Origin of the sequence: Actinomadura sp. NBRC 104425, from assembly GCF_030269545.1 — a bacterium.
In the GTDB taxonomy this organism is placed as follows: domain Bacteria; phylum Actinomycetota; class Actinomycetes; order Streptosporangiales; family Streptosporangiaceae; genus Spirillospora; species Spirillospora keratinilytica.
The window spans coordinates 1-20,582 of sequence record NZ_BSTN01000012.1 but is presented as its reverse complement, the minus strand read 5'-3'; the positions used below and the strand labels follow the sequence as shown (position 1 = coordinate 20,582).

The 20,582-nt window shown below is 72.2% G+C and carries 21 protein-coding genes; 9 read left to right on the top strand and 12 right to left on the bottom strand.

The window, feature by feature from the left end:
- Positions 1-103: 103 nt before the first annotated feature.
- Positions 104-703: an MFS transporter gene (locus QSK22_RS19175; protein ID WP_285495604.1), complete on the bottom strand. Its 600-nt coding sequence runs from the start codon at positions 701-703 to the stop codon at positions 104-106.
- 308 nt (positions 704-1,011) lie between these two features.
- On the opposite strand from QSK22_RS19175, the gene QSK22_RS19170 reads away from it, so the two are divergent.
- The 3 genes from QSK22_RS19170 (at position 1,012) to QSK22_RS19160 (ending at position 2,012) form a co-directional block, all read left to right on the top strand.
- A complete protein-coding gene (locus QSK22_RS19170) occupies positions 1,012-1,158 on the top strand; it encodes a hypothetical protein (protein WP_285495603.1) in 147 nt (48 codons plus the stop codon).
- Between the two features lie 103 nt (positions 1,159-1,261).
- On the top strand, positions 1,262-1,414 hold the full coding sequence (locus QSK22_RS19165) for a hypothetical protein (RefSeq protein ID WP_285495602.1): 153 nt from the start codon (positions 1,262-1,264) through the stop codon (positions 1,412-1,414).
- A 181-nt stretch (positions 1,415-1,595) separates the two neighbouring features.
- Positions 1,596-2,012 (top strand): acyl-CoA thioesterase, encoded by a 417-nt coding sequence (locus QSK22_RS19160; protein ID WP_285495601.1) that lies wholly within the window; start codon positions 1,596-1,598, stop codon positions 2,010-2,012.
- A 19-nt stretch (positions 2,013-2,031) separates the two neighbouring features.
- On the opposite strand, the gene QSK22_RS19155 is transcribed toward QSK22_RS19160, so the two are convergent.
- The gene (locus QSK22_RS19155) at positions 2,032-3,489 is read right to left on the bottom strand and encodes an amino acid permease (RefSeq protein WP_285495599.1); all 1,458 of its coding nucleotides are present in this window, start codon (positions 3,487-3,489) and stop codon (positions 2,032-2,034) included.
- Positions 3,490-3,582: 93 nt separating this feature from the next.
- Positions 3,583-4,362 (bottom strand): PaaX family transcriptional regulator C-terminal domain-containing protein, encoded by a 780-nt coding sequence (locus QSK22_RS19150; protein ID WP_285495598.1) that lies wholly within the window; start codon positions 4,360-4,362, stop codon positions 3,583-3,585.
- A 121-nt stretch (positions 4,363-4,483) separates the two neighbouring features.
- Here QSK22_RS19150 and QSK22_RS19145 point away from each other — a divergent pair, with 121 nt between their 5' ends.
- Positions 4,484-5,251, top strand: a complete 768-nt coding sequence (locus QSK22_RS19145; protein ID WP_285495597.1) for a crotonase/enoyl-CoA hydratase family protein — start codon at positions 4,484-4,486, stop codon at positions 5,249-5,251.
- A 74-nt stretch (positions 5,252-5,325) separates the two neighbouring features.
- The gene (locus QSK22_RS19140) at positions 5,326-6,579 is read left to right on the top strand and encodes a cytochrome P450 (protein WP_285495596.1); all 1,254 of its coding nucleotides are present in this window, start codon (positions 5,326-5,328) and stop codon (positions 6,577-6,579) included.
- A 390-nt stretch (positions 6,580-6,969) separates the two neighbouring features.
- Here the strand turns inward: QSK22_RS19140 and QSK22_RS19135 are convergent, their stop codons facing one another.
- Positions 6,970-8,052: a YihY/virulence factor BrkB family protein gene (locus QSK22_RS19135; RefSeq protein ID WP_285495595.1), complete on the bottom strand. Its 1,083-nt coding sequence runs from the start codon at positions 8,050-8,052 to the stop codon at positions 6,970-6,972.
- 193 nt (positions 8,053-8,245) lie between these two features.
- On the opposite strand from QSK22_RS19135, the gene QSK22_RS19130 reads away from it, so the two are divergent.
- Positions 8,246-10,375, top strand: coding sequence for a catalase (locus tag QSK22_RS19130; RefSeq protein ID WP_285495594.1), 2,130 nt, complete (start codon positions 8,246-8,248; stop codon positions 10,373-10,375).
- A 426-nt stretch (positions 10,376-10,801) separates the two neighbouring features.
- On the opposite strand, the gene QSK22_RS19125 is transcribed toward QSK22_RS19130, so the two are convergent.
- The 3 genes from QSK22_RS19125 to QSK22_RS19115 all read right to left on the bottom strand — a co-directional run bounded on the left by QSK22_RS19125 (position 10,802) and on the right by QSK22_RS19115 (position 15,425).
- On the bottom strand, positions 10,802-10,996 hold the full coding sequence (locus QSK22_RS19125; protein ID WP_285495593.1) for a hypothetical protein: 195 nt from the start codon (positions 10,994-10,996) through the stop codon (positions 10,802-10,804).
- A gap of 449 nt (positions 10,997-11,445) precedes the next feature.
- Positions 11,446-12,315 carry an arylamine N-acetyltransferase family protein gene (locus tag QSK22_RS19120; RefSeq protein ID WP_285495592.1) on the bottom strand — a complete coding sequence of 290 codons (870 nt, stop codon included), beginning with the start codon at positions 12,313-12,315 and terminating at the stop codon, positions 11,446-11,448.
- Positions 12,312-15,425: an AfsR/SARP family transcriptional regulator gene (locus QSK22_RS19115; RefSeq protein WP_285495591.1), complete on the bottom strand. Its 3,114-nt coding sequence runs from the start codon at positions 15,423-15,425 to the stop codon at positions 12,312-12,314. Before QSK22_RS19115 ends, QSK22_RS19120 begins: the two co-directional genes overlap by 4 nt.
- Before the next feature lie 118 nt (positions 15,426-15,543).
- On the opposite strand from QSK22_RS19115, the gene QSK22_RS19110 reads away from it, so the two are divergent.
- Positions 15,544-16,392, top strand: a complete 849-nt coding sequence (locus QSK22_RS19110; protein WP_285495590.1) for an imine reductase family protein — start codon at positions 15,544-15,546, stop codon at positions 16,390-16,392.
- A gap of 65 nt (positions 16,393-16,457) precedes the next feature.
- Here QSK22_RS19110 and QSK22_RS19105 read toward each other — a convergent pair whose 3' ends face one another.
- The 3 genes from QSK22_RS19105 to QSK22_RS19095 form a co-directional block, all read right to left on the bottom strand.
- Positions 16,458-16,694 (bottom strand): hypothetical protein, encoded by a 237-nt coding sequence (locus QSK22_RS19105; protein ID WP_285495589.1) that lies wholly within the window; start codon positions 16,692-16,694, stop codon positions 16,458-16,460.
- 304 nt (positions 16,695-16,998) lie between these two features.
- On the bottom strand, positions 16,999-17,196 hold the full coding sequence (locus QSK22_RS19100) for a ferredoxin (RefSeq protein ID WP_285495588.1): 198 nt from the start codon (positions 17,194-17,196) through the stop codon (positions 16,999-17,001).
- Between the two features lie 8 nt (positions 17,197-17,204).
- Positions 17,205-18,404, bottom strand: coding sequence for a cytochrome P450 (locus QSK22_RS19095; RefSeq protein WP_285495587.1), 1,200 nt, complete (start codon positions 18,402-18,404; stop codon positions 17,205-17,207).
- A gap of 407 nt (positions 18,405-18,811) precedes the next feature.
- Here QSK22_RS19095 and QSK22_RS19090 point away from each other — a divergent pair, with 407 nt between their 5' ends.
- Complete coding sequence (locus QSK22_RS19090) at positions 18,812-19,102, top strand: hypothetical protein (protein WP_285495586.1); 291 nt, start codon at positions 18,812-18,814, stop codon at positions 19,100-19,102.
- Position 19,103: 1 nt separating this feature from the next.
- A complete protein-coding gene (locus tag QSK22_RS19085) occupies positions 19,104-19,589 on the top strand; it encodes a hypothetical protein (protein ID WP_285495585.1) in 486 nt (161 codons plus the stop codon).
- Here QSK22_RS19085 and QSK22_RS19080 read toward each other — a convergent pair.
- Both QSK22_RS19080 and QSK22_RS19075 read right to left on the bottom strand, forming a co-directional pair.
- Positions 19,554-20,150: a hypothetical protein gene (locus tag QSK22_RS19080; protein ID WP_285495584.1), complete on the bottom strand. Its 597-nt coding sequence runs from the start codon at positions 20,148-20,150 to the stop codon at positions 19,554-19,556. The two genes, QSK22_RS19085 and QSK22_RS19080, sit on opposite strands and share 36 nt — an antisense overlap.
- Complete coding sequence (locus QSK22_RS19075; RefSeq protein WP_285495583.1) at positions 20,150-20,395, bottom strand: hypothetical protein; 246 nt, start codon at positions 20,393-20,395, stop codon at positions 20,150-20,152. The genes QSK22_RS19080 and QSK22_RS19075 overlap by 1 nt, the downstream gene beginning before the upstream one ends.
- Positions 20,396-20,582: the final 187 nt, after the last annotated feature.

The following is a 20,582-nucleotide window of genomic DNA, read 5'->3' as shown; positions in this document are numbered from 1 at the left end:
AAGAACTCCGTTCGAGACGTACGGGAACGCACCGGGGATGCCATGCGGACAGGCGGCGCCCGGTGTGAAACGGCTCGTACGGCGCCCGGCTCGGCCCCGGCGGTCAGCCGGCGGCGGCGAGCGCCCTCGAACGGAGAGGAGGCCCCCGGCGCACCACGGGGAACCGCAGCACCCGGTCGGTCGGCGGCGTCTCGTCGTCCACCGGGGCCGGACGCGTCCGGACGGGCGGTGCGGCGGCCTCGACATGCAGCAGCGCCAGCAGCAGCCGAACCGGCCGGTCGGCCGCGGCCCGCAGCCGCCGGGCCAGGGACCACGCCGCGCGTTCGCCGCGCCGCAGCCACCAGGCCGACACGACGGCGGCGAGCACGTGCGCGAGCGTCATGCCCGCGCCCGACCCGTGCGCGGTGTCCTGCGGCATCACGGCCGGGTGGTGCTGCATGGGCGACGTGGCGTCCACGTACAGGCTGTGCAGCGCGAACTGCCCGCCCAGCAGTCCGCCGAGGATGGTGGCCAGGGAGCGTTCGTGTCCGGCCAGCGCCAGTGTCACCGCGAGTACGCCGCCGAAGCCGGTGAGCACCGCCCACAGGGGGATCACCAGCTGTGACGTCGCCGTGTGCCCGAGCGTCGACAGCGACACGCACACGGTGGCGAACACCACCGCGCGCGAGACGCGGAAGAACGGGCTCGGCGGATGCGCGGTCATTGCGAGGTTATCGTCCCATCCCCGCACCGGCATCTCCAAGAGACCCCTGGTGAGCGGCAATCCCCGCGAAATGCCCAACATCTGGTGCCAGTGCGTTGTTCCACATCAACATGTAGGGTGAGTGCCCCGTGCTGGTAACGCCCCCGCCCGCCCCGGCGGGGGCGTCGCGCGAGCGCGGGCAGGCACCTGCCCGCGCCGCCGGTCGCCCGGACGAGCCCCCAGGTTGTCCTCGCCCTCCGTAGCGGAACCATCCGCGTCTGCGAACCGTTGGACGGGGTGAGGCGCCCGCCGGGCGGCAGGAGGAAACCGTGGCTTCGCTCAGCGACCGGCTCAAAAAACTCGCCAACAGCCCGCAGGGCCGCAAGGCCCGAGAGAAGGCCGAACAACTGGCCCGCGACCCCAAGACCCAGGAGAAGGTACGCGGGCTGCTCAAGAAGGTGAACAAGAAGCATTGACCGGGGATACGGCGGGCAGACCCCGGATGGTTCGGGCGGCACCCGCCGTGACCGCCCGCCTCGACGGCGACCGGTCGGCGACCTCCCGGCCCGAGGAGGAGACATGCCCACGCTCATCGACCGGATCAAGCGGTATGCCAGTGGCCCGCAGGGGCGACGGCTGCGCGCCAAGGCCGAGCGCTACGCCCGCGATTCCCGCATCCAGGCGAAGGTGCGCCGGCTGATGGCCCGCCTCCGCGGCGGCCACCGCCACTGAACACCCGTACCGCGTCCGCACCCCGCCGTACGGGGCTGCGCTGAGGAAAACCAGTCCTTCGGCCACGACTATCCCGGCATCACGCACCCTGCCGGACGGGAACGCGGTCTGTGCCGCACCCGCCGTACGAGGCCCGCACCCGTCACAGGGGGGTGCTAAGGCCGCTCCTACACTTGCCGCCGTGAACCGGGATGAGTACGCGCACTGGGAGACCGTCCCCACGCGGTGGAAGGACAACGACGTCTACGGGCACGTCAACAACGTCGTCCACTACGCGCTGATGGACACCGTCATCAACGAGTGGATGATCAAGGCGGCCGGTTTCGACCCCGCGACCAGCCCGGCGATCGCGCTGTGCGTGGAGTCGCACTGCGTCTACAAGGCCGAGGTGTCCTTCCCCGACACCATCAGCGTGGGCGCCCGCATCGGCAAGCTCGGCCGGTCGAGCGTGCGCTGGGAGATCGGCATGTACCGGTCGGACGGCACGCTGGTCGCCGAGGGGCACTTCGTGCACGTGTTCGTGGACCGGGACGCGCGCCGTCCGGTGGAGATCCCCGAGGCGGTCCGCGCCGAGATGGACCGGCTCGTCGTCGCCTGACCGCCCCGGGGAGCGGCGGCTACTCGCCCGCGGTCTTTCCGGCCGGGGCGCCGCCGCGGGCCAGCAGCGAGTGGCGGCGGCCGTAGGCGAAGTAGACCACGCAGCCGAGCACGAACCACACGGCGAACCGCAGCCAGGTCTCCTGCTTGAGGAACGTGATCAGCCACAGCGAGAACACCACCCCGACGATCGGCACCACCGGCATGCCCGGGGTGCGGAACTGCCGGGGCAGCTCGGGACGCCGGTAGCGCAGCACGACCACCGCGACGCACACCACGATGAACGCCAGCAGGATGCCGATGTTGGTCAGCTCCGCGGCCTCCCCGATGGGCAGGAACCCGGCGATCAGCGCCGAGCCCGCGCCGAGGATCCAGGTGATGCGGGTCGGCACCTTGCGGGTGGGGTGGGTGCGGGCGAACCAGCCCGGCAGCAGCCCGTCGCGGCTCATCGAGTACCACACCCGGGCCGCCCCCATCATGAACGTGAACAGCACGGTCAGGATGCCGAGGATCGCGCCGACCGCGATGACGAACCCGACCGTCTCCAGGCCCGCGTCGTCGAACGCCGAGGAGAACGCGGCGTTGGGGTCGATGTGCCGGTAGTCGACCATGCCGGTGAGCACCAGGCAGGCCAGCACGTACAGCACCATCGAGATCGCCAGCGAATAGACGATCGCCTTGGGCATGTGCCGCCGGGCGTCGTGCGACTCCTCCGCGGCGGTCGACATCGCGTCGTAGCCGAAGACGGCGAAGAAGACCGTGGCGGCCCCGGTGAACGCGCCGTCCAGCCCGAACGGCAGGAACGGCGAGTAGTTCCCCGTCTTGATCTTGAACGCGCCGACCGCGATGACCAGCAGCACGATGCCGACCTTCAGGTACACCAGCGCGGTCTCGAACCGGGCGGCGCTCTTCATGCCCAGGTTGAGCACGTAGGCGATGAGCAGGCACAGCAGCAGCGCGAACAGGTTGACCTTGTAGCTGCCGCCCGCCACGCCCTCGGGTTCGGTGCCGGGCGCGCCCATCATCCACAGCGGCAGGTCGATGTCGAGGAAGCCGAGCAGGTCGTTGAAGTAGCCGGAGATGCCGATGGCCACCACCGCCACGATCGCGGTGTACTCCAGCAGCAGGTCCCAGCCGATCGCCCAGCCCGCGAACTCGCCGAGCACCGCATACCCGTAGGTGTAGGCCGATCCGGCGCGGGGGATCAGCCCGGCGAACTCGGCGTAGGAGAACGCGGCGGCGGCGCTGGCCACCCCCGCGATCAGAAATGAGATCAGGACTCCGGGACCGGCGGTCTCGTTGGCGACGGCGCCGGCCAGCGAGAAGATGCCCGCGCCGATGATGCCGCCCACGCCGATCGCGGTGAGCTGCCAGAGTCCGAGGGTGCGCCGCAGGCCGGTCGCTGCCGCCTCGTCCTCGATCTGCTCGATCGGTTTGCGGCGGAGCATCGCGCCCAGGGCCTTGTGGGCCACGGCCATGTCTACCTCCTTCGCGTGACCTGCTCGTTCCCAGCGGTCACGGTCACGGGAGGAGGGTGACGCCGAGATCCGCCCGAGGCAATGCCGGAAAGATCACGATTTCGCAAGCCGCCCGCCGATCGGCTCGGCGGCCGGCACGCATTCGGCGAGCAGCCGTTCCAGTCGCGCCTCGCACCGGGCGTACCGGGCGCGCAGTCCGGGGCCCGGCCAGTCGGCGGGCAGCAGCTCGTCCGGCAGCAGGGGGTCGCGCAGCAGATGGCCCAGCACCGCCGCGGACACGGTGAACCGGTCGGCCAGGGACGTGGCGCGGTCGAGCGCGTCCAGCAGGGCCTTGGCGTCGGCGGCCCAGGCGGTCAGGTCCCACAGCGTCGCGGTCAGCTGCTTCGGGTCGCATTCGGGACGGCCCCGCAGGTACGTGCACTGCCGCAGCACGACGTCGGGCCGGGGCCGGGCCAGGTTGGCGGGCCGCAGCCAGGTGCCCTCGCGCAGCTCCGCCATCCGCAGCGCCTGCATGGCCTGGCGCAGCGCGGCCCGGTCGGCGGCGGGGCGCCGTTCGGCGGTGACGAGGGCGATCTCCCAGGTGCCGTCCCACGGCAGGGTGCGGGGGGAGCGGGCCTCGTCCAGCCGGGCCTGGCGGCGCAGCAGCCGCTCGCTCAGCTCGTACATGCCGTCGACGTGCACCAGGTCGCCGGCGGCCACCATGCGCGACAGCGCGACCCGGACGGTGCCCTCGGCGATGCCGAACAGCGCCCCGACGCGCACCAGGTGCCGGGCGCGCAGCCGGGGCGGATGCAGGCCCAGCAGGGTGCTGAGGACGACCGAGCGGGCGGTCAGCGGTCGCAGGCTCACCGCCTTGGCGAGGGTGTTCGTCATGTCGGCGAGACATTACCCGCTGTGACCGTGTCATGACGGCCGCTTGACCATGCGGGTCAGGCAGATCTCACCGTCCGGAAACTCCTGCTCCCCGGACCCGCGGCCCGTAGTGTCGGGCGTCATGACGGCTGTGCGGGTGGAGCGGGACGGGCCGGTCACCACGGTGATCCTTTCCCGTCCGGAGGTGCGCAACGCGGTGGACGGCCCGACCGCGGCCGAGCTCGCCGACGCGTTCCGCGAGTTCGACGCCGACCCCGACGCATCGGTCGCCGTGCTGTGGGGCGAGGGCGGCACGTTCTGCGCGGGCGCCGACCTCAAGGCTGTCGGCACACCGCGCGGCAACCGCGTCGAGGCAGACGGCGACGGGCCCATGGGCCCCACCCGGATGCGGCTGGGCAAGCCCGTCATCGCGGCGGTCGCCGGGCACGCCGTCGCGGGCGGTTTGGAGCTGGCGCTGTGGTGCGACCTGCGGGTGGTGGAGTCCGACGCGGTGTTCGGCGTGTTCTGCCGCCGGTGGGGCGTGCCGCTGATCGACGGCGGCACGTTCCGGCTGTCGCGGCTGATCGGCCGCAGCCGGGCGATGGACCTCATCCTGACCGGACGGCCGGTGCCCGCCCGGGAGGCGTACGACATCGGGCTGGCCAACCGGCTCGTCCCGCCGGGCACGGCGCGGCGGGCCGCCGAGGACCTGGCCGCCGAGATCGCCCGCTTCCCGCAGGCCTGCCTGCGCGGCGACCGCCTGTCGGCGCTGGAGACCGAAGGCCTGGACGAGGAGCAGGCGCTGGCGGTGGAGTACGGGCACGGCGTGCGTTCGCTGGCGGACGCCGCCGACGGCGTCGCCAGATTCACCGCCGGACACGGCCGCCACGGCACGTTCACCGACCTTTGACCGAGAGCTGACCGAATGACATTCGGCGGTGCTAGCGTCCTTTACGGGCGGCTTCACTGACACGAAGGGGAGTCATGACTCCGAGCGTTGCAGAGGCGGGCCTGACCCTGGCCGACCCCGCCGCGTACGCCGACGACGACCGGCTGCACGCCGCGCTGGCCGTGCTGCGCCGCGAGGCGCCCGTGCACTGGGTGGAGGCGCCGGGCTACAACCCGTTCTGGGCCGTGACCCGGCACGCCGACATCATGGAGATCGAACGCGACCACCACCTGTTTTTGAACGCGCCCCGTCCGCTGCTGGCCACCGCCGAGATGGACGAGATCAACCGGCAGCGCGCGGAGCAGGGAATGGGGCTGCGCACCCTCGTCCACATCGACGACCCCGACCATCGCGTGCTGCGCGCCATCGGCGCCGACTGGTTCCGGCCCCGCGCCATGCGCGCCATGGAACCCCGCGTCAAGGAGCTCGCCCGCCGCTACGTCGACCGCATGCTCGAACTGGGCGGGGAGTGCGACTTCGTCCAGCAGGTCGCGGTGCACTACCCGCTGTACGTGATCCTTTCACTGCTCGGGCTGCCCGAGTCCGACTTCGACCGCATGCTCAAGCTCACCCAGGAGCTGTTCGGCAACGCCGACCCCGACCTGCAGCGCGGCGACTCCCCGGAGGAGGGGCTTGCGGTCCTGCTGGACTTCTTCGCCTACTTCAACGAGCTCACCGCGTCCCGCCGCGCGAACCCGACCGACGACCTGGCCTCGGCGATCGCCAACGCCCGCGTCGACGGCGAACCGCTCAGCGACATCGACACCGCCTCCTACTACGTGATCATCGCGACCGCCGGGCACGACACCACCAGCTCGACGATCTCCGGCGGGCTGCGCGCGCTGATCGAGCACCCCGACCAGCTGGACCGGCTGCGCGCGGACCCCGGCCTGATGCCGCTGGCGGTGGAGGAGATGATCCGCTGGGTCACCCCGGTCAAGGAGTTCATGCGCACCGCAGCCGAGGACTGCGAGGTGGGCGGCGTCCGCGTCCGCGCGGGCGAGGCGCTGCTGCTGTCCTACCCGTCGGCCAACCGCGACGAAGACGTCTTCGATGATCCGTTCCGCTTCGACGTGGGCCGCGACCCCAACAAGCACCTGGCGTTCGGCTTCGGCGTCCACTACTGCCTGGGCGCCGCGCTGGCCCGCATGGAGGTGCGCGCCTTCTTCGACGAGCTGATCCCCCGCCTGACCTCCATCGAACTGGCAGGCGAACCCGAAAACGTCGCCACCACCTTCGTAGGCGGCCCCAAATACCTTCCCATCCGCTACAAACTCACCCCCGCATGAGCCGGGCGCACGCATGCCCCTCCCATAGCTCACACGTGCACGACGACGACGCGCTGATCCTTGGGGCGGTCCGGCTCTTCCACGAGCCGCGACAGGTCATCCGGGTCGCTGATGAGCAGCACGACCGGGCGGGGCATGCTGAGCGGTCACGGCCACCAGCGAGTCGATGGCACACCGGTGACCTGACCCGCCGCCCGGGGGTGACGCGGGCGCGCTGCACCTGTGGGCGGGCGTCTCTTACCGCCTGGCATCCACCGCCCCGGCCCCGAAGTCGTCACCGCCCTGGCGGCCGATTAGAGGGCTCGCCGCCGGTGTGCGCGCTGCGGGCCGCCCGTCACGCGGGTGTTCGGCTGCCGCGTCTGCCGGGATTCATGCCGTGCCGGCGGGCGGTCAGGGGGCGGGTTTGCTGCTGGTGTGTGTGCTGCGGGGACGCTCGTTGCGGCGGTGCGCGTCCTCAGCAGGTTCGGCGTGGGGGCGTCCGTTGCGGGAGTGTTCGGCGTACGACTCGCGGTCTTCGGGGGAGAATTTGCGGGTGTCGCGGGGCTCGGCGACGGGCTCGACCGTCTCGGGGGCGCCTGCGGCGATCTTGCGGGCGCGGGACAGCTCGGCGTCCAACTCGGCGCCGAGCAGGACGGCCAGGTTGGAGATCCACAGCCAGACCAGGAAGATCACGGCGCCGGCCAGTGCCCCGTAGGTGGCGTTGTAGGAGCCGAAGTTCGCCAGGTAGACCGCGAACCCGCCGGACGCGACGATCCACAACGCGATCGCCACGGCGCTGCCGGGGGTGATCCACCGCCAGCCCGCCTGGCGGACGTTGGGCGCAGCCCAGTACAAGGTCGCCACCGCGATGATCACCACCAGCAGGATCACCGGCCACTTGGCGTAGTTCCAGCCGGTGACGAACGCCGAGCCGAGGCCCAGCATTCGGCCGGCCTGCTCGGCGAGGCGTCCGGTGAACGTCACCGCGAGCGCGCTGGCGCCCAGCAGGACGACCATCAGCAGGGTCAGCCCCACCCGCAGCGGCGCCAGCTTCCACAGGGGGCGGCCTTCGGGGACGTCGTAGACCGCGTTGACGGCGCGGATGAACGCCGCCACGTACTTGGACGCCGACCACAGCGCCACCAGCAACCCCGCGGCCGCCAGCACGCCGGCGGTGGGCGCGGTGTCGCGCAGCCCCTCCACGATGCTGATCAGCACGTCGCGCAACTGGCCCGGTGCGAGCTGGCGGATGTTGTCGGTCAGCATCTGCGTCCCGGACTGGCCCGACAGGCCCACCAGCGACACCACCACGATCAGCGCGGGGAAGATCGACAGCACGCCGTAGTAGGTGAGCGCGGCGGCCCAGTCGACCAGGTTGTCGTCGCGGAACTCGCGGAAGGTGCGTTTGGCGACGCCCCACCAGGCGTCCCGGCCGAGCCGGGTGGGCCGGTCCGGCGCCTTCCGCGAGGGGCCGTCGCCGGTCTTTTTCGCCATGTCGTCATCCTTCTCGGCCGGGGCTGGACGGGGCGGTCGGGGGATGAGGGTCCTCCTACCCGGCGAGGCGAGGCCGATGCACCGGGTAATGCGCGCATTCATGCGATTGATCGCGTCTTCCGGTGTATTCAGCGGTTTGTCGGGTAGGGCGCGCGGCATCCGACCGACATCCGACGAGCTGAGGACGACGATCATGTCGAGCTCCGGTGACCACGCCGACAAGCAGCGGCAACTCGACGAGTTCCGGGTGGATCCGCGCGACTCCGCGCTCACCACCGACCTGGGCGTACGGGTCGACGACACCGACAACTCGCTCAGCGTGGGGGAACGCGGCCCCACGATCATGGACGACTTCCACTTCCGCGAGAAGCTCACCCACTTCGACCACGAGCGCATCCCCGAGCGGGTGGTGCACGCGCGCGGCGCCGGCGCCTACGGGCACTTCCGCGTGTACGACGACTCGCTCGCCGAGTACACCGTCGCGGAGTTCCTGCGCGACCCCTCCGTGGAGACCGAGGTGTTCGTCCGGTTCTCCACCGTCGCCGGGTCCCGCGGATCGGCCGACACCGTACGCGACGTGCGCGGCTTCGCCACCAAGTTCTACACGCGGCAGGGCAACTTCGACCTGGTCGGCAACAACATGCCGGTGTTCTTCATCCAGGACGGCATCAAGTTCCCCGACTTCGTGCACGCGGTCAAGCCCGAGCCGCACAACGAGATCCCGCAGGCCTCGTCCGCCCACGACACCCTGTGGGACTTCGTGCAGCTGCAGCCCGAGACCATGCACATGATGATGTGGCTGATGTCCGACCGGGCGCTGCCCCGCAGCTTCGCCATGATGCAGGGCTTCGGCGTGCACACCTTCCGGCTCGTCAACGCCGAGGGCCGGGGCACGTTCGTGAAGTTCCACTGGAAGCCCGCGCTCGGCACCCACTCCCTGGACTGGGACGAAACCCAGAAGATCGCCGGAAAGGACCCCGACTTCAACCGGCGCGACCTGTGGGAGTCCATCGAGGCGGGCAACTACCCCGAGTACGAGCTGGGCGTGCAGCTTGTGCCCGAGGCCGACGAGCACAAATTCGACTTCGACCTGCTCGACGCCACCAAGATCATTCCGGAGGAGCAGGTGCCGGTGCTCCCGGTCGGCCGGCTGGTGCTGGACCGCAACCCGGAGAACTTCTTCGCCGAGACCGAGCAGGTGGCCTTCTGCCTGGGCAACGTCGTCCCCGGCATCGACTTCACCAACGACCCGCTGCTGCAGGCGCGGCTGTTCTCCTACCTGGACACCCAGCTGATCCGGCTGGGCGGGCCCAACTTCACGCAACTGCCGGTGAACCGCGCGGTGGCCCCGGTGCGCAACCACCACCGCGACGCCTACCACCAGACGCAGATCCACCAGGGCCGGGCCGCCTACCACAAGAACTCGCTGTCGGGCGGCTGCCCGGCGATCGGCGCGGGCGTCGACGGCGACGGGGTGTACCGGCACTACCAGGAGCGGGTGGACGGCACCAAGATCCGCAAGCGCAGCGAGAGCTTCGCCGACCACTACAGCCAGGCCACGCTGTTCTGGAACAGCATGTGCGACTGGGAGAAGGAGCACATCGTCTCGGCGTTCCGCTTCGAGCTGGGCAAGGTGGAGCACCGGCACATCCGGGAGGGCGTCGTGGAGCAGCTCAACCACGTCGACCACGACCTGGCCACGCGGGTCGCCGAGGGCATCGGCGTGGAGCCGCCCAAGGCCCCGGTCGTCGCCAACCACGGTCGCAGCTCGCCCGCGCTCAGCCAGGCCAACTCCCCGGCCGACACGATCAAGGCCCGCAAGGTCGCGATGCTGGTGGCCGATGGGGTGGAGGCGGCCGATGTCAACGCCGTCCGCGAGGCGCTCACCGAGGAGGGCGCGGTCTGCGAGGTGCTCGCCGCCCACGACGGTGCCGTGCGCAGTGCCGACGGCGACCAGGTGGAGGTGACCCGCGCGCTGCCCACCGTGGCGTCGGTGCTGTACGACGCGGTGGTGATCCCCGGCGGCGAGGAGAGCGTGCGCACCCTGTCCGAGGACGGCGACGCACTGCACTTCGTCGCCGAGACCTACAAGCACTGCAAGGCGATCGGCGCCCTGGACGCCGGTGTCGAGCTGCTCGGCCGCGCCGGCTTGTCCACCTTGCAGATCGCCACCGAAGGCCTGGTCGAGGTGGACCAGGGCGTGGTCACCCGCCGCGGCGCAGGCGCACCCGGCGGCCCGGACGACAACTTCAAACGCGAACTGATCAACGCCATCGCCGCGCACCGCCACTGGACCCGCAACAAAGCCCACGTTGCCGCCTGACCAGCACCACCCCACCCACCGAACGCCCGACCCGATGCCAACCGTGGGGGTCAGAACCTGTTGCGAAGCGTGGTGAGCGGCAGCGTGTCGCACGCCGGATGCAGTGCGGCCGCGAACCGGCCGTTCAGGCTGGCCACCGGCGCCGGCCCCGCGTCAGCGGCGGCCGACCACCCGGGTCCGATGGGCTTGCCACCCGGGCCGATGGGCTCGCCGCGTGGGTTTGTTGGGCTTGCCACCCGGGCCGATGGGCTCGCCGCGCGGGTTTGCTGGGCTTGCCGCGTGGGTTTGATGGGCTCGCCACCCGGGTTCGACGGGCTCGCCGTCCGCTACCAGGCCAGTCGAGGGTTTCCGAGTGGTTCACGTGACGGCGTGTTCTCCTTGGACCACGCCGTCACGTGCACGTCCTGCGTCACACGGCAAGCGAATTCACGGAATCTCGGTCTGTGGGCTGTACCCCTCGTCCTCGCCACCGGGGGTTTCCGCCTCGGCGATCGGGGGCTTGGTCGAGCTGGTGGTGTGCTCGTCGCCGAAGTCGTGGTCCTCTTCCTGCGGTGCTCCGGCCTCGGCCCGCCGGTCCGCAAGGGGCCGGGAATCTTCAGCGGCGTGTCGGCGTTCGCTCATGATGAGCCGGTACCCGGCAGCAGGAATCCAACCCTGCCGGGTACATGGGACGGGGCCTCGCCGTGGGGGGAGCGGCGAGGCCCCTTAGACTTCCACGCCCCGGGCTGCACTACCGGGCCGTGTGGGAGGACGATAACCCAGCACGCCCAAAGATGGAAGATTCTTCATCTACCGACGGGTACACCGTCGGAATTCCGGCGCGCCCGCGAAGCCGTCCCCGCTGAGTGGTGTGGCGGCATGCTGCACGGACGGGCGGAGGAGACCGCCCAGGTCGAACGGCTGCCGCGGCGGGCGTGCGACGGCCGCGGCGGCGTCCTGGTCGTCCGCAGGAAGGCCGGAATCGGCAATCCGCGTTACTCGATCATGCGGCATGCTCGCCGCGTCCGAGTCCGGCGGGCGGCCCGCCTTGCGGGTGCTGCGCGCCACCGGCGCCGCGAGTGGATCTCCGGTCAGTCGGCGAGCGACGCCGTCAGCCGGGCGGCGTCGGCCTCGTCCAGGACGATCCCGAACACGTCCGCCAGCACATCCGGCACCTCGCCCGGGCTCAGCTCGCGCTTGTCGGCCGGGCCGTCCGGGCGGAACGTGGTCAGCGTCAGCCCGTCCAGCACATGGTGAGCGTCGGCGGAGTAGCGCTGCACGAACGGGCGGCTGGTGAACGGCGAACGCGGGTGCGTCGAGACGTAGTGGTTGGCCACCTCGTAGTCGATCGGGAACGCCGGGCTCTCGGTGAAGTTGTGCCGATCGGCCCAGTCGCCCGCCGTGCCCGGGGCGGGCGCCTGCCACAGCGTCCACAACGCCACGTGCGGCACACGCTCGTCGACGGGCCCCAGCCGCTCCAGCCGGTAGCGCCAGCCCTCGCCCTGGGTGGCGGAAGCGCCGTCGGTGAACTCCAAAGGCTTCAGCGGTCCGGCGCCGAATCCCACGTCGCACAGCCAGACGCGGCCGTCGTCGGTCTGCACCCGCAGCAGCGCATGCGTGCCGGGCCTGATCTTGTTCTCCGCGCCCATCGTGACGCGCCCGATCAGCGCGGTGAAGCGGAAACCGAACCGTTCCAACGCCGCCGCGAACAGCCGGTTGTGCTCGAAGCAGTAGCCGCCGCGCCGTCCGCGCACCATCTTGTCCTGCAGGGAGGCGATGTCGAGCGGCACCCCCCGCCCCAGCAAGATCTCCAGGTTCTCGAACGGGATGGACGTGACGTGCGCGCGGTGCAGCGCCCGCAACGCCGCGGGCGTGGGCGATACCGGGCCGTCAAATGCGAGGCGTCCCAGGTAGGCGTCCAAATCGAGGGCGTCGCCGTCCCAACGGGTCGAGAACGTCATGCCCGAAAAACCGCTATGTGACGGTCGGCATTCCCGCGAGTGAACGTGGCGGCGAAACCGTCCGCGCCGAGGGCGGCCAGGCAGCGGGCGGCGGCGCGGTCCACGTCACCGCGTTCGGCGGGCGGCAGCGGCGCGCCGACGGCCTCCCGCGCCGCGGCGGCCGCACCGAGCAGCCGGGCCGCATGCGCGTGCTCGCCCGCCAGCGAGTACGCCCCGGCCAGCCCCTCCAGCGCCAGCGCGATCGCGCGCGGGTCGCCGAGGGACCGGGCCGCCTCATACCCCTCCCGGTGACGGGCCAGGGCGGTGGCGGCGTCGCCCCGCTCCTCGGCGATGTAGCCGAGCTGGGCCATGACGAGCGCGATGCCCGGCGTCCCGCCGACGCCCCGCAGCCACTCCAGCGGCGCCCGCAGGTGCGCCTCGGCGGCGTCCAGGTCGCCCGCGCGGCGCGCCACCAGGCCGAGCCCGATCTCGGCGAACTCCTGCGCCGCCTTGGCGGACCGGTCCACCGCCAGGCGCCGGGCCCGTTCGTGCAGTTCCCCGGCCTGCGCCAGATCGCCGGTCAGCAGCGCGATCCGGCCCAGCGCCGACAGCCGGAACGACACCTCGCTCCACATGCCCAGGTCCTCGGCGAGCGGCAGGGTCTGCCGGACCAGCCGCGCGGCCTCGGCGTAGTCGCCGGTGATCTCGGCCCGGTGGGTGAGGGCGTGGGCGGCCTCCAGCCGTCCCCACTCGTCGCCCAGCTCGGTGAACAGGCGCAGGGCCTGCTCGGCGTCGCGGCGCAGCCCCGCCAGATCGCCGCGGCCGATCGCCAGTTTGGCGCGGGTGCTCAGCGCGGCCGCCTCGCCCCACCGGTCGCCGTGCGCGCGGAAGACGGCCAGCGCGTCGTCCACCCGCCGAAGGTGCCGGACGTGGTCGCCGTACCCCCAGAACACGAAGGTGAGGAACCAGGCGGCGCGGGCACGGGCCAGCGGCGCGCCCAGATCGTCGTAGGGCTTCAACGCGGCGGCGATCGTCTCCTCGGCGACCGTCCCCCCGTGCGAGACCAGCGTCATCCCGGCCAGCCACGTCTCGGCGTCGGCTCGCGCGACCGCTGGCCCGCCGCCCTTGGACAGCGCCAGCGCCAGGCAGCGCCGCGCCTCGCCGAACCGGCTGCGCAAAAACCAGTACCAGGTCAGCGCGTTCACCAGCCGCAGCGCGTCGTCGCCGCCCGCGTTGTCGAGCGCGACGCGCAGATTGGCGCTCTCCCGGTCGAGCCGCTCCAGCCATTCGCGCTGCCCCGGCCCGCGCAGCCGCGGCGCCGCCCGCTCGGCCAGCCGGATGTAGTACGCCGTGTGCCGCCGCCGGATCCGCTCGTCCTCCCCGGTGTCGCGCAGCCGCTCCCGGCAGTACGCCGTGACCGACTCCAGCAACCGGTACCGGGGGCCGGGCGCGACGACGACCAGCGAACGGTCCACCAGGCGGGGCAGCACGTCCAGCACGTCCACGCCGTCCTCCGCGCACACCTCCTCGGCCGCCTCCAGCGTGCAGCCGTCGGCGTGCACCGCCAGCCGCCGCAGCACGAGCCGTTCGGCCTCCGTCAGCGGCTCCCAGCTCCAGTCGATCACCGCGCGGAGGGTGCGCTGCCGGGCGGGCGCGTCGCGCGGACCCGCCGCCAGCAGCCGGAACCGATCGTCCAGCCGCGCGGCCAGCTCCTGCACGCCCAGCGCCCGGACCCGGGTGGCGGCCAGTTCCAGCGCCAGCGGCAGCCCGTCCAGGCGGCGGCAGATCGTCGCGACCGCGGACCGGTTGTCGGCGTCCAGCGTGAAGCCGGAGGCCGCGGCGGCGGCGCGTTCGGCGAACAGCCGCACCGCGCTCGGCTCGTCCAGCGGCGGCACCACGTACAGCCGCTCCCCGGACAGCACGAGCGGTTCGCGGCCGGTGGCCAGGACGCGCAGCTTCGGTGCGTCCTCCAGCAGGCGGCCGGCCAGCGCGGCGACGGGCTCGACCACGTGCTCGCAGTTGTCCAGGACGAGCAGCGCCTCCCGGCCCCGCACCGCCTCGGCGAGTCGGCGTTCGGGCGGCATGTCCGGGCCCGGGTCGTCGCACACGCCCAGCGCGGCGGTGAGGACGTCGGCGACGTCCGCGGCGGTGGCGGTGCGGGGCAGCGGCGCCAGCTCGGCCAGCCACACGCCGTCGGGGAAGTCGTCCGCCGCCCGCGCCGCCGCCTCCAGCGCCAGGCGCGTCTTGCCGACACCGCCCGGCCCGGTCAACGTGACCAGCCGGTGCTCCGCCACCAGCGCGCGGACGTCGGCGATGGCGTCGTCGCGGCCAACCAGGGTGTTCAACGGCGCGGCAGGCAGGTTCGTGCGCCTGCGGACGGGCGCCAGTGACGGCGACCGCCGCAGCATCGCCTGGTGCAGGCCTGCCAGTTCCGGCGACGGGTCCACGCCCAGCTCCTCGGCCAGCCGCCTGCGCAGCTCCTCGTACCCGGCCAGCGCCTCGCCCTGGCGTCCCGCCCGGTACAGCGCCAGCAGGTGCGCGGCCCGCAGCCGTTCCCGCAGCGGATGGGCGGCCACCGCGCCCGCCAGGTCGGCGGCGAGCCGCACGTGGTCGCCCAGATCGAGCCGCGCCTCGGCCTGCTCCTCCAGCGCGGCCAGCCGCTCCTCCTCCAGCCGGGCGATCGCCGGCTGCGCGAACGGGGTGTCGGCGACGTCGGCGAACGCGGGTCCGCGCCACAGCGCCAGCGCGTCGGCGAGCAGGCGTGCTCTGCTGTGCGGGTCGGCGGCTTGTCGTGCCCGTGCGGCGAGCGCGGTGAACCGGCCCGCGTCCACGGCGTCGTCGGCCACCCGCAGCGTGTAGCCGGACGGCCCGAACACCACCAGCTCGCGGCCACCGGGCTCGGCGTCCTCCAGCACCCTGCGCAGCTGGGAGATGCGCGCCTGCAAGGTGCCGGACGGGTTGCGCGGTGTCCGGTCGCCCCACAGGTCGTGGACGAGGCGGTCGGCGGGCACCGGCCGTCCGGGCGTCACCAGCAGATCGGCAAGCAGCGTCCGCACCTTCGCCTCGGGCACGCGCACCGGTGCACCTGCGTCCGTCCAGACCGCCAGCGGACCGAGCACCCCGAAACGCACCGTGTCAGGGTAATCCGCCCCGCACCCGTAGCTGATCCGTAGCCGACCCGAAGCCGATCCGAAGCGCCGGCGTCCACGCTCGGACCGCACCGACCACACGACCATGAAGGGAACCGCGATGTCCGCACCCGTGACCGTGCTCGGACTGGGCGCCATGGGCTCGGTGATGGCCGAGGTGTTGCTGCGCAACGGCCACCCCGTCACCGTCTGGAACCGCACGGCGAGCAAGGCCGACCCGCTGGTTGCCAAGGGCGCCGCCCGGGCCGACTCGGCCGCCGACGCCGTGGCCGCGTCCGACCTGGTGGTGATCTCCCAGATCGACTACCAGGCCATGTACGACTCCCTGGGCGGAGACGTCCCCGGCTTGCGCGGCAAGGTGCTGGTCAACCTCAGCGCCGACACCCCGGCGGAGCTGCGCCGGGCCGCCGCCTGGGCGTCTGCGCACGGGGCCGAGCTGCTGGCCGGGGGCATCATGGTGCCGCCGCCCGGCATCGGGCGGCCCGGCTCCTGCACCTTCTACAGCGGCTCCGAGACCGCCCTGGAACGGCACCGCGACACGCTCGCCTCGCTCAGCGAGATCGTCTACGTCGGCGCCGACCACGGCCTCGCGATGATCTACTACAAGGCGCTGCTCAACCTGTTCTGGACGATCCTGACCGGCTACAAGCAGTCCGCCGCGCTGCTGCGGTCGGCGGGCCTGGCCGCCAAGGACCTGCGGCCGTTCGTCGCGAAGACGCTCACCGACCTGGCCGGCGACGGGCCGCTGGGGTTCGTCGCCTTCCTCACCGAGCAGATCGACGGCGGCGTGTCGGACGACGAGGGCGTTCTCAGGGTCCGGGTGGCCGACATGGCGCAGATCGTCCACGCCTTCCAGGACGCCGGGATCGACACCGGCGTCGCCGAGGCGTACCTGGACCTGTTCCGCCGCGACCTGGACAGCGTCCTCAAGGCCGCCGAGAAGCCCTGACCGCCGTCTGAGTGCCGCTGTGACGCGCGCATCGATAGGAGTGAGGTTCCTGGGACTGAGGTGAGTCACAGGACCGGGCCTCGGAGAGGGGGCTGGCGGCCGAACCACCGCTTGACCAGCGTCCCCTGCGGCAGCCCGGCCGGCACCTCCACCGCCCAGCGCGACTCCGCCCTGCTCACCGGCTCCTCCAACGCGCGCACCAGTATGGGATGCGCGCCTCCCGCGGCGCGCAACGCCTCGGCCAGCGCGGCCACATGCCGGTGCCCGCGCGGGGCGGTGCGGCGATCGAGGGCGTCGCGCACAGTCCGGGACGCTCAGCAGGGCGGCGCTCGCGGCGTCGGTGACGATCTGCTCGGCGCGTTCGGCGAACGGGAACCCCTCGTTGTCGGGGGAGCGCAGCCAATAGAGCGGGATGTCGGCGTTGAGGTGGTCGTCCTGCGCGACGGCGGGATGACCGCCCGGCGTGGTCGTCCACCGCAGGTCCGTCCTCCGGCCCTTGGGGCCCGTTCTGGAAGCGGCCAGAAGTCCGGCTCGTCCATCCGCGTGCGCAGTGCGTCGGGTAGCGGCATGCGCGGCGACCTAGATGATCCCCCCGACGCCGCGCCCTCAGGGTTCGGCGATCCGGATGGCGCCGGACGGGCAGAGCTCGACGGCGCGCCGCACGGCCTCCCGCAGCTCCTCGGGCGGGTCGTCCCGCAGAAGCACCACGGTGCCCTCGTCCTCGTCCTGGTCGAAGACGTCCGGGGCCGTCAGCACGCAGTTGCCCGCGGCGATGCACACGTCGCGATCCGCTATGACCTTCATACCTTCCCCTACCACGTGACGGGGAGGCGGTGCACCCCGTAGATCGTCATGTCGGAGCGCATCGGCACCTCCTCCGGCGGGACCGCCAGGCGCAGCGTCGGGAAGCGCCGCAGCAGCGCCGGGTAGCCGATGCGCATCTCGGCGCGGGCGAGCTGCTGGCCGAGGCACTGGTGCACGCCGTGCCCGAACGCCATGTGCCCGGTCGCGTCGCGGGTGAGGTCGAGCCGGTCGGGGTCGGGGAACTGGGACGGGTCGCGGTTCACCACGGGCACGCAGACGGCTACGGACTCACCCGCCCTGATCATCCGGCCGTCGATCTGGACGTCCTCCAGCGCGGTCCTTATCGGGCCGATGTGCACGATCGACAGGTACCGCAGCAGCTCCTCGACGGCACCGTTGACCGCCGCCGGGTCGTCCCGCAGCACCGCGAGCTGATCGGGGTGGGTGAGCAGTGCGTAGGTGCCCAGGCCGAGCATGTTGGCGGTCGTCTCGTGCCCGGCGATCAGCAGCAGCATCGCCACGCCGGTCAGCTCGTCGTCCTTCAGCTCGCCCGTCTCGACCAGGCCGCTGAGCAGGTCGTCGCCGGGCTCGACGCGCTTGCGCCGCACCAGCTCGCCCATGAAGGACAGCACCCGGTGCATCGCGGCGAACATCTCGTCGGCCGAGATCTCCAGGCTGAGCAGCTCCCGGCTGTCGTCCTGGAACCGGCCCCGGTCCGCGTAGGGGACGCCGAGCAGCTCGCAGATCACCATGGACGGCAGGGGCAGCGCGAACTTCTCCACCAGGTCGGCGGGCGGCCCGGCGGCCTGCATGGCGTCCAGGAACCCGCGGGTGATCTCCTCGATGCGCGGTTGCAGCCGCTTCATCCGCCGGACGGTGAACTGGCCGGTCAGCAGCTTGCGGAAGCGGGTGTGCTCGGGCGGGTCCATGCGGATGAAGAACCCGGGCGGCAGCGCGAACCGCGGGTCCTTCTGCCTATCCAGCAGCTGCATGCGGCCGGGAACCGGCAGATGCATATGCTCGGGGCGGTTGCTGAACCGGGGGTCGGCCAGCAACGCGCGTGCGGCCGCGTGACCGGTCACCAGCCAGCCGCGATGGCCGTCGGCGAAGGTCATGCGGTGTATCGGCGCCCGCCGGGCCAGCGCGGTGGCCTCGCCCGGCGGGTCCAGCGGGCGTCGGCGTGAGATCGGATAGGTGACGTCGGTCATGGCGCACCGCCTTGGTTACGACGTACCGCTTCTCCGCACAACGTATCGCCGCAATCCCGGCCACCCCGGATTTCTTGCCGCACCGTGACCATGCTTTAGCGCGTTTTTCGGGACGGATCACTAGTTCCCCGGCATGACGATGCCTCTCGCGTTCGTTCTCGCGACCATCCTCACCCGCCCGCCCACCACGCCTCGACCGGGCACAGCGACCGCACCCGTCCCGTCTACGTCGGCGGGACGGGTGCGGAGGCCGACTGGGGCTACCCGCACGCCCGGCTGACGGTGGAGGTCCCGGCGGGGCTGCGCGTCCCCGCCGACGCCGCCCGGTTCGCCTCGCTGGACGACCTGAACAGCCGCCCGATCGTGGACCGCCTGGCCGCACCGAGATCCTGTTTCCGCCGGACATCATGGCCGCGTCCGACGACCGCCCCGAACGCGGCGACCGGGTGGAGGCCGTGGTGTTCCGCCGCTGCGAGCAGGGCAGCAACCGTGACGGCGAGCTGCGCGTCCAGGCCCTCGCCACGCCGTCCGGCCGCGTGGTGTTCTGCTCGGCCGGCACCCGCACCCACTACGCCGACGGCTGCCCCGGCGGGTCGTCCGCACCCGCCGGCCGCGACGACGGGGGACGCTTTACTCGGCGGCGCGGTCGTCGCGGGCATCGGCGCGGCGGCCGCCGTCGCCGCGTGGCGGGACGGTGAGATGCTCGACGCCTTCCTGCGTGCGCTGGAGGACACCCCCGTGGCCCGCGCCGTCCGCGAGGGCCCGACGCTCTACCCGGCGGTCGAGCTCGCGCACCTGGCGGGCCTGGCGGTGCTCATCGGCTCGGTGACGGCGTTCGACCTGCGCCTGCTCGGCGTCTCCCGCGCCCTGAGCGTCCGCGCCCTCGGCGCCCACCTGCTGCGGTGGACGTGGACGGGCTTCGCGCTCGTCGCCGTGTCCGGCCTGCTGCTGTCGGCCGCCAACGCCACCGCGCTCGCGGCCGACACCGCCCCTCAGGTGAAGCCGACCGTGATCGCCCTGGCGGGCTGCAACGCCGCCGTCTTCCACGACGCCCACGCCCGAACGCTCGCCTCGTGGGACACCGGCACCGCACCCCCGCCTTTCGTCCGCCTGACCGGTGCCGTCTCCCTGCGCCTGTGGCTGATCGCCCTAACCTGCGGCCGCCTCATCGCCTACATCGGGTGACTCGGCGGGCTTGTCGATAGGACGCTTGTAGTAGACCCAGGGCGAGTCGTAGTTGGACGGGGTGATGAGCTGCCATCCCGCCTCTTCCATCCGGCGGCGGCGTTTCCGCGACGGCCACCAGAGCCTGCGGTGCTCCCACTGGTGGGGGGACGCCTCCACGACATGGAAGAAGGGACCGTAGTCGACCGAGTGCCAGCCCCGGCGGCCCTCCGCCTCCAGCGCCTGCATCTCGGTGAACGCGGTGACCGGACGCAGCTCCTTGCGCACCCCGCTCGCCCCGGACGCCCCGCGGGCCGGGGTGCCGAACCGCTGCTGCGCGGCCTGCCGGCTCACGCCCAGCACCCGGCCGACGTCCTCCCAGCTGTGCCCGGCGGCACGGGCCCCGTTGATGGACTGGCGCAGCATCCTGCTGGTCTCCTCGGCGGCGACCCTGGCCGCCGCCACCAGCCGCAGATGGTCGTCCGGGTCGTCGTCGCGGACCTGCGCCCCGGCGGCCAGCACCGCCTCCACGATGGCGTCGCGCAGGGCCCCGGCCTCCTGCTCGTCCAGCCGTTCCGACATCACGGGCGCTCCCGCCGCACGTCGCCGGCCGGGAAGGGTTCCAGCTCGTCCAGCCGGGCCGCGTCCGCCTGTTCGCCGCCGGCGAGGGTCGCCGCCCGGCGCGCCACCGCGCCGACCGCCGCGAGGACGGTGCAGGCCACGACGGCGAGCAGGACCGGCGAGTCCTGAACGGACACCAGCGTGAGGATCAGCGCCGGGAAGACGAACACGGACGGCCACACAAGCTTCCAGGTGACCTGTTCCATTCGTCAATGATTCCTTGACGCAACCTCAATGTCAAGGATTCATTGACATGCCCTGGAGCGCTAGGTGTGCTGTTCGGGGACGTTGGTGACAGGCGACACGCCGTGGGTGGTTGTTGAACGACAGGAGGGCCTTCTGGTTTCGGTGTGGATTGCGACGACATCTGCACCGACGTCCAGGAGGCCCTCG

What these genes read in the sequence shown, in the direction of transcription:
- QSK22_RS19150 (WP_285495598.1), bottom strand. Translation starts at nt 4,362, where the DNA reads ATGACGAACACCCTCGCCAAGGCGGTGAGCCTGCGACCGCTGACCGCC.
- QSK22_RS19135 (WP_285495595.1), bottom strand. Translation starts at nt 8,052, where the DNA reads ATGGCGAAAAAGACCGGCGACGGCCCCTCGCGGAAGGCGCCGGACCGG.
- QSK22_RS19125 (WP_285495593.1), bottom strand. Translation starts at nt 10,996, where the DNA reads ATGAGCGAACGCCGACACGCCGCTGAAGATTCCCGGCCCCTTGCGGAC.
- QSK22_RS19130 (WP_285495594.1), top strand. Translation starts at nt 8,246, where the DNA reads ATGTCGAGCTCCGGTGACCACGCCGACAAGCAGCGGCAACTCGACGAG.
- QSK22_RS19100 (WP_285495588.1), bottom strand. Translation starts at nt 17,196, where the DNA reads ATGAAGGTCATAGCGGATCGCGACGTGTGCATCGCCGCGGGCAACTGC.
- QSK22_RS19120 (WP_285495592.1), bottom strand. Translation starts at nt 12,315, where the DNA reads ATGACGTTCTCGACCCGTTGGGACGGCGACGCCCTCGATTTGGACGCC.
- QSK22_RS19085 (WP_285495585.1), top strand. Translation starts at nt 19,104, where the DNA reads ATGCTCGACGCCTTCCTGCGTGCGCTGGAGGACACCCCCGTGGCCCGC.
- QSK22_RS19075 (WP_285495583.1), bottom strand. Translation starts at nt 20,395, where the DNA reads ATGGAACAGGTCACCTGGAAGCTTGTGTGGCCGTCCGTGTTCGTCTTC.
- QSK22_RS19095 (WP_285495587.1), bottom strand. Translation starts at nt 18,404, where the DNA reads ATGACCGACGTCACCTATCCGATCTCACGCCGACGCCCGCTGGACCCG.
- QSK22_RS19145 (WP_285495597.1), top strand. Translation starts at nt 4,484, where the DNA reads ATGACGGCTGTGCGGGTGGAGCGGGACGGGCCGGTCACCACGGTGATC.
- QSK22_RS19080 (WP_285495584.1), bottom strand. Translation starts at nt 20,150, where the DNA reads ATGTCGGAACGGCTGGACGAGCAGGAGGCCGGGGCCCTGCGCGACGCC.
- QSK22_RS19090 (WP_285495586.1), top strand. Translation starts at nt 18,812, where the DNA reads ATGGCCGCGTCCGACGACCGCCCCGAACGCGGCGACCGGGTGGAGGCC.
- QSK22_RS19110 (WP_285495590.1), top strand. Translation starts at nt 15,544, where the DNA reads ATGTCCGCACCCGTGACCGTGCTCGGACTGGGCGCCATGGGCTCGGTG.
- QSK22_RS19175 (WP_285495604.1), bottom strand. Translation starts at nt 703, where the DNA reads ATGACCGCGCATCCGCCGAGCCCGTTCTTCCGCGTCTCGCGCGCGGTG.
- QSK22_RS19155 (WP_285495599.1), bottom strand. Translation starts at nt 3,489, where the DNA reads ATGGCCGTGGCCCACAAGGCCCTGGGCGCGATGCTCCGCCGCAAACCG.
- QSK22_RS19140 (WP_285495596.1), top strand. Translation starts at nt 5,326, where the DNA reads ATGACTCCGAGCGTTGCAGAGGCGGGCCTGACCCTGGCCGACCCCGCC.
- QSK22_RS19165 (WP_285495602.1), top strand. Translation starts at nt 1,262, where the DNA reads ATGCCCACGCTCATCGACCGGATCAAGCGGTATGCCAGTGGCCCGCAG.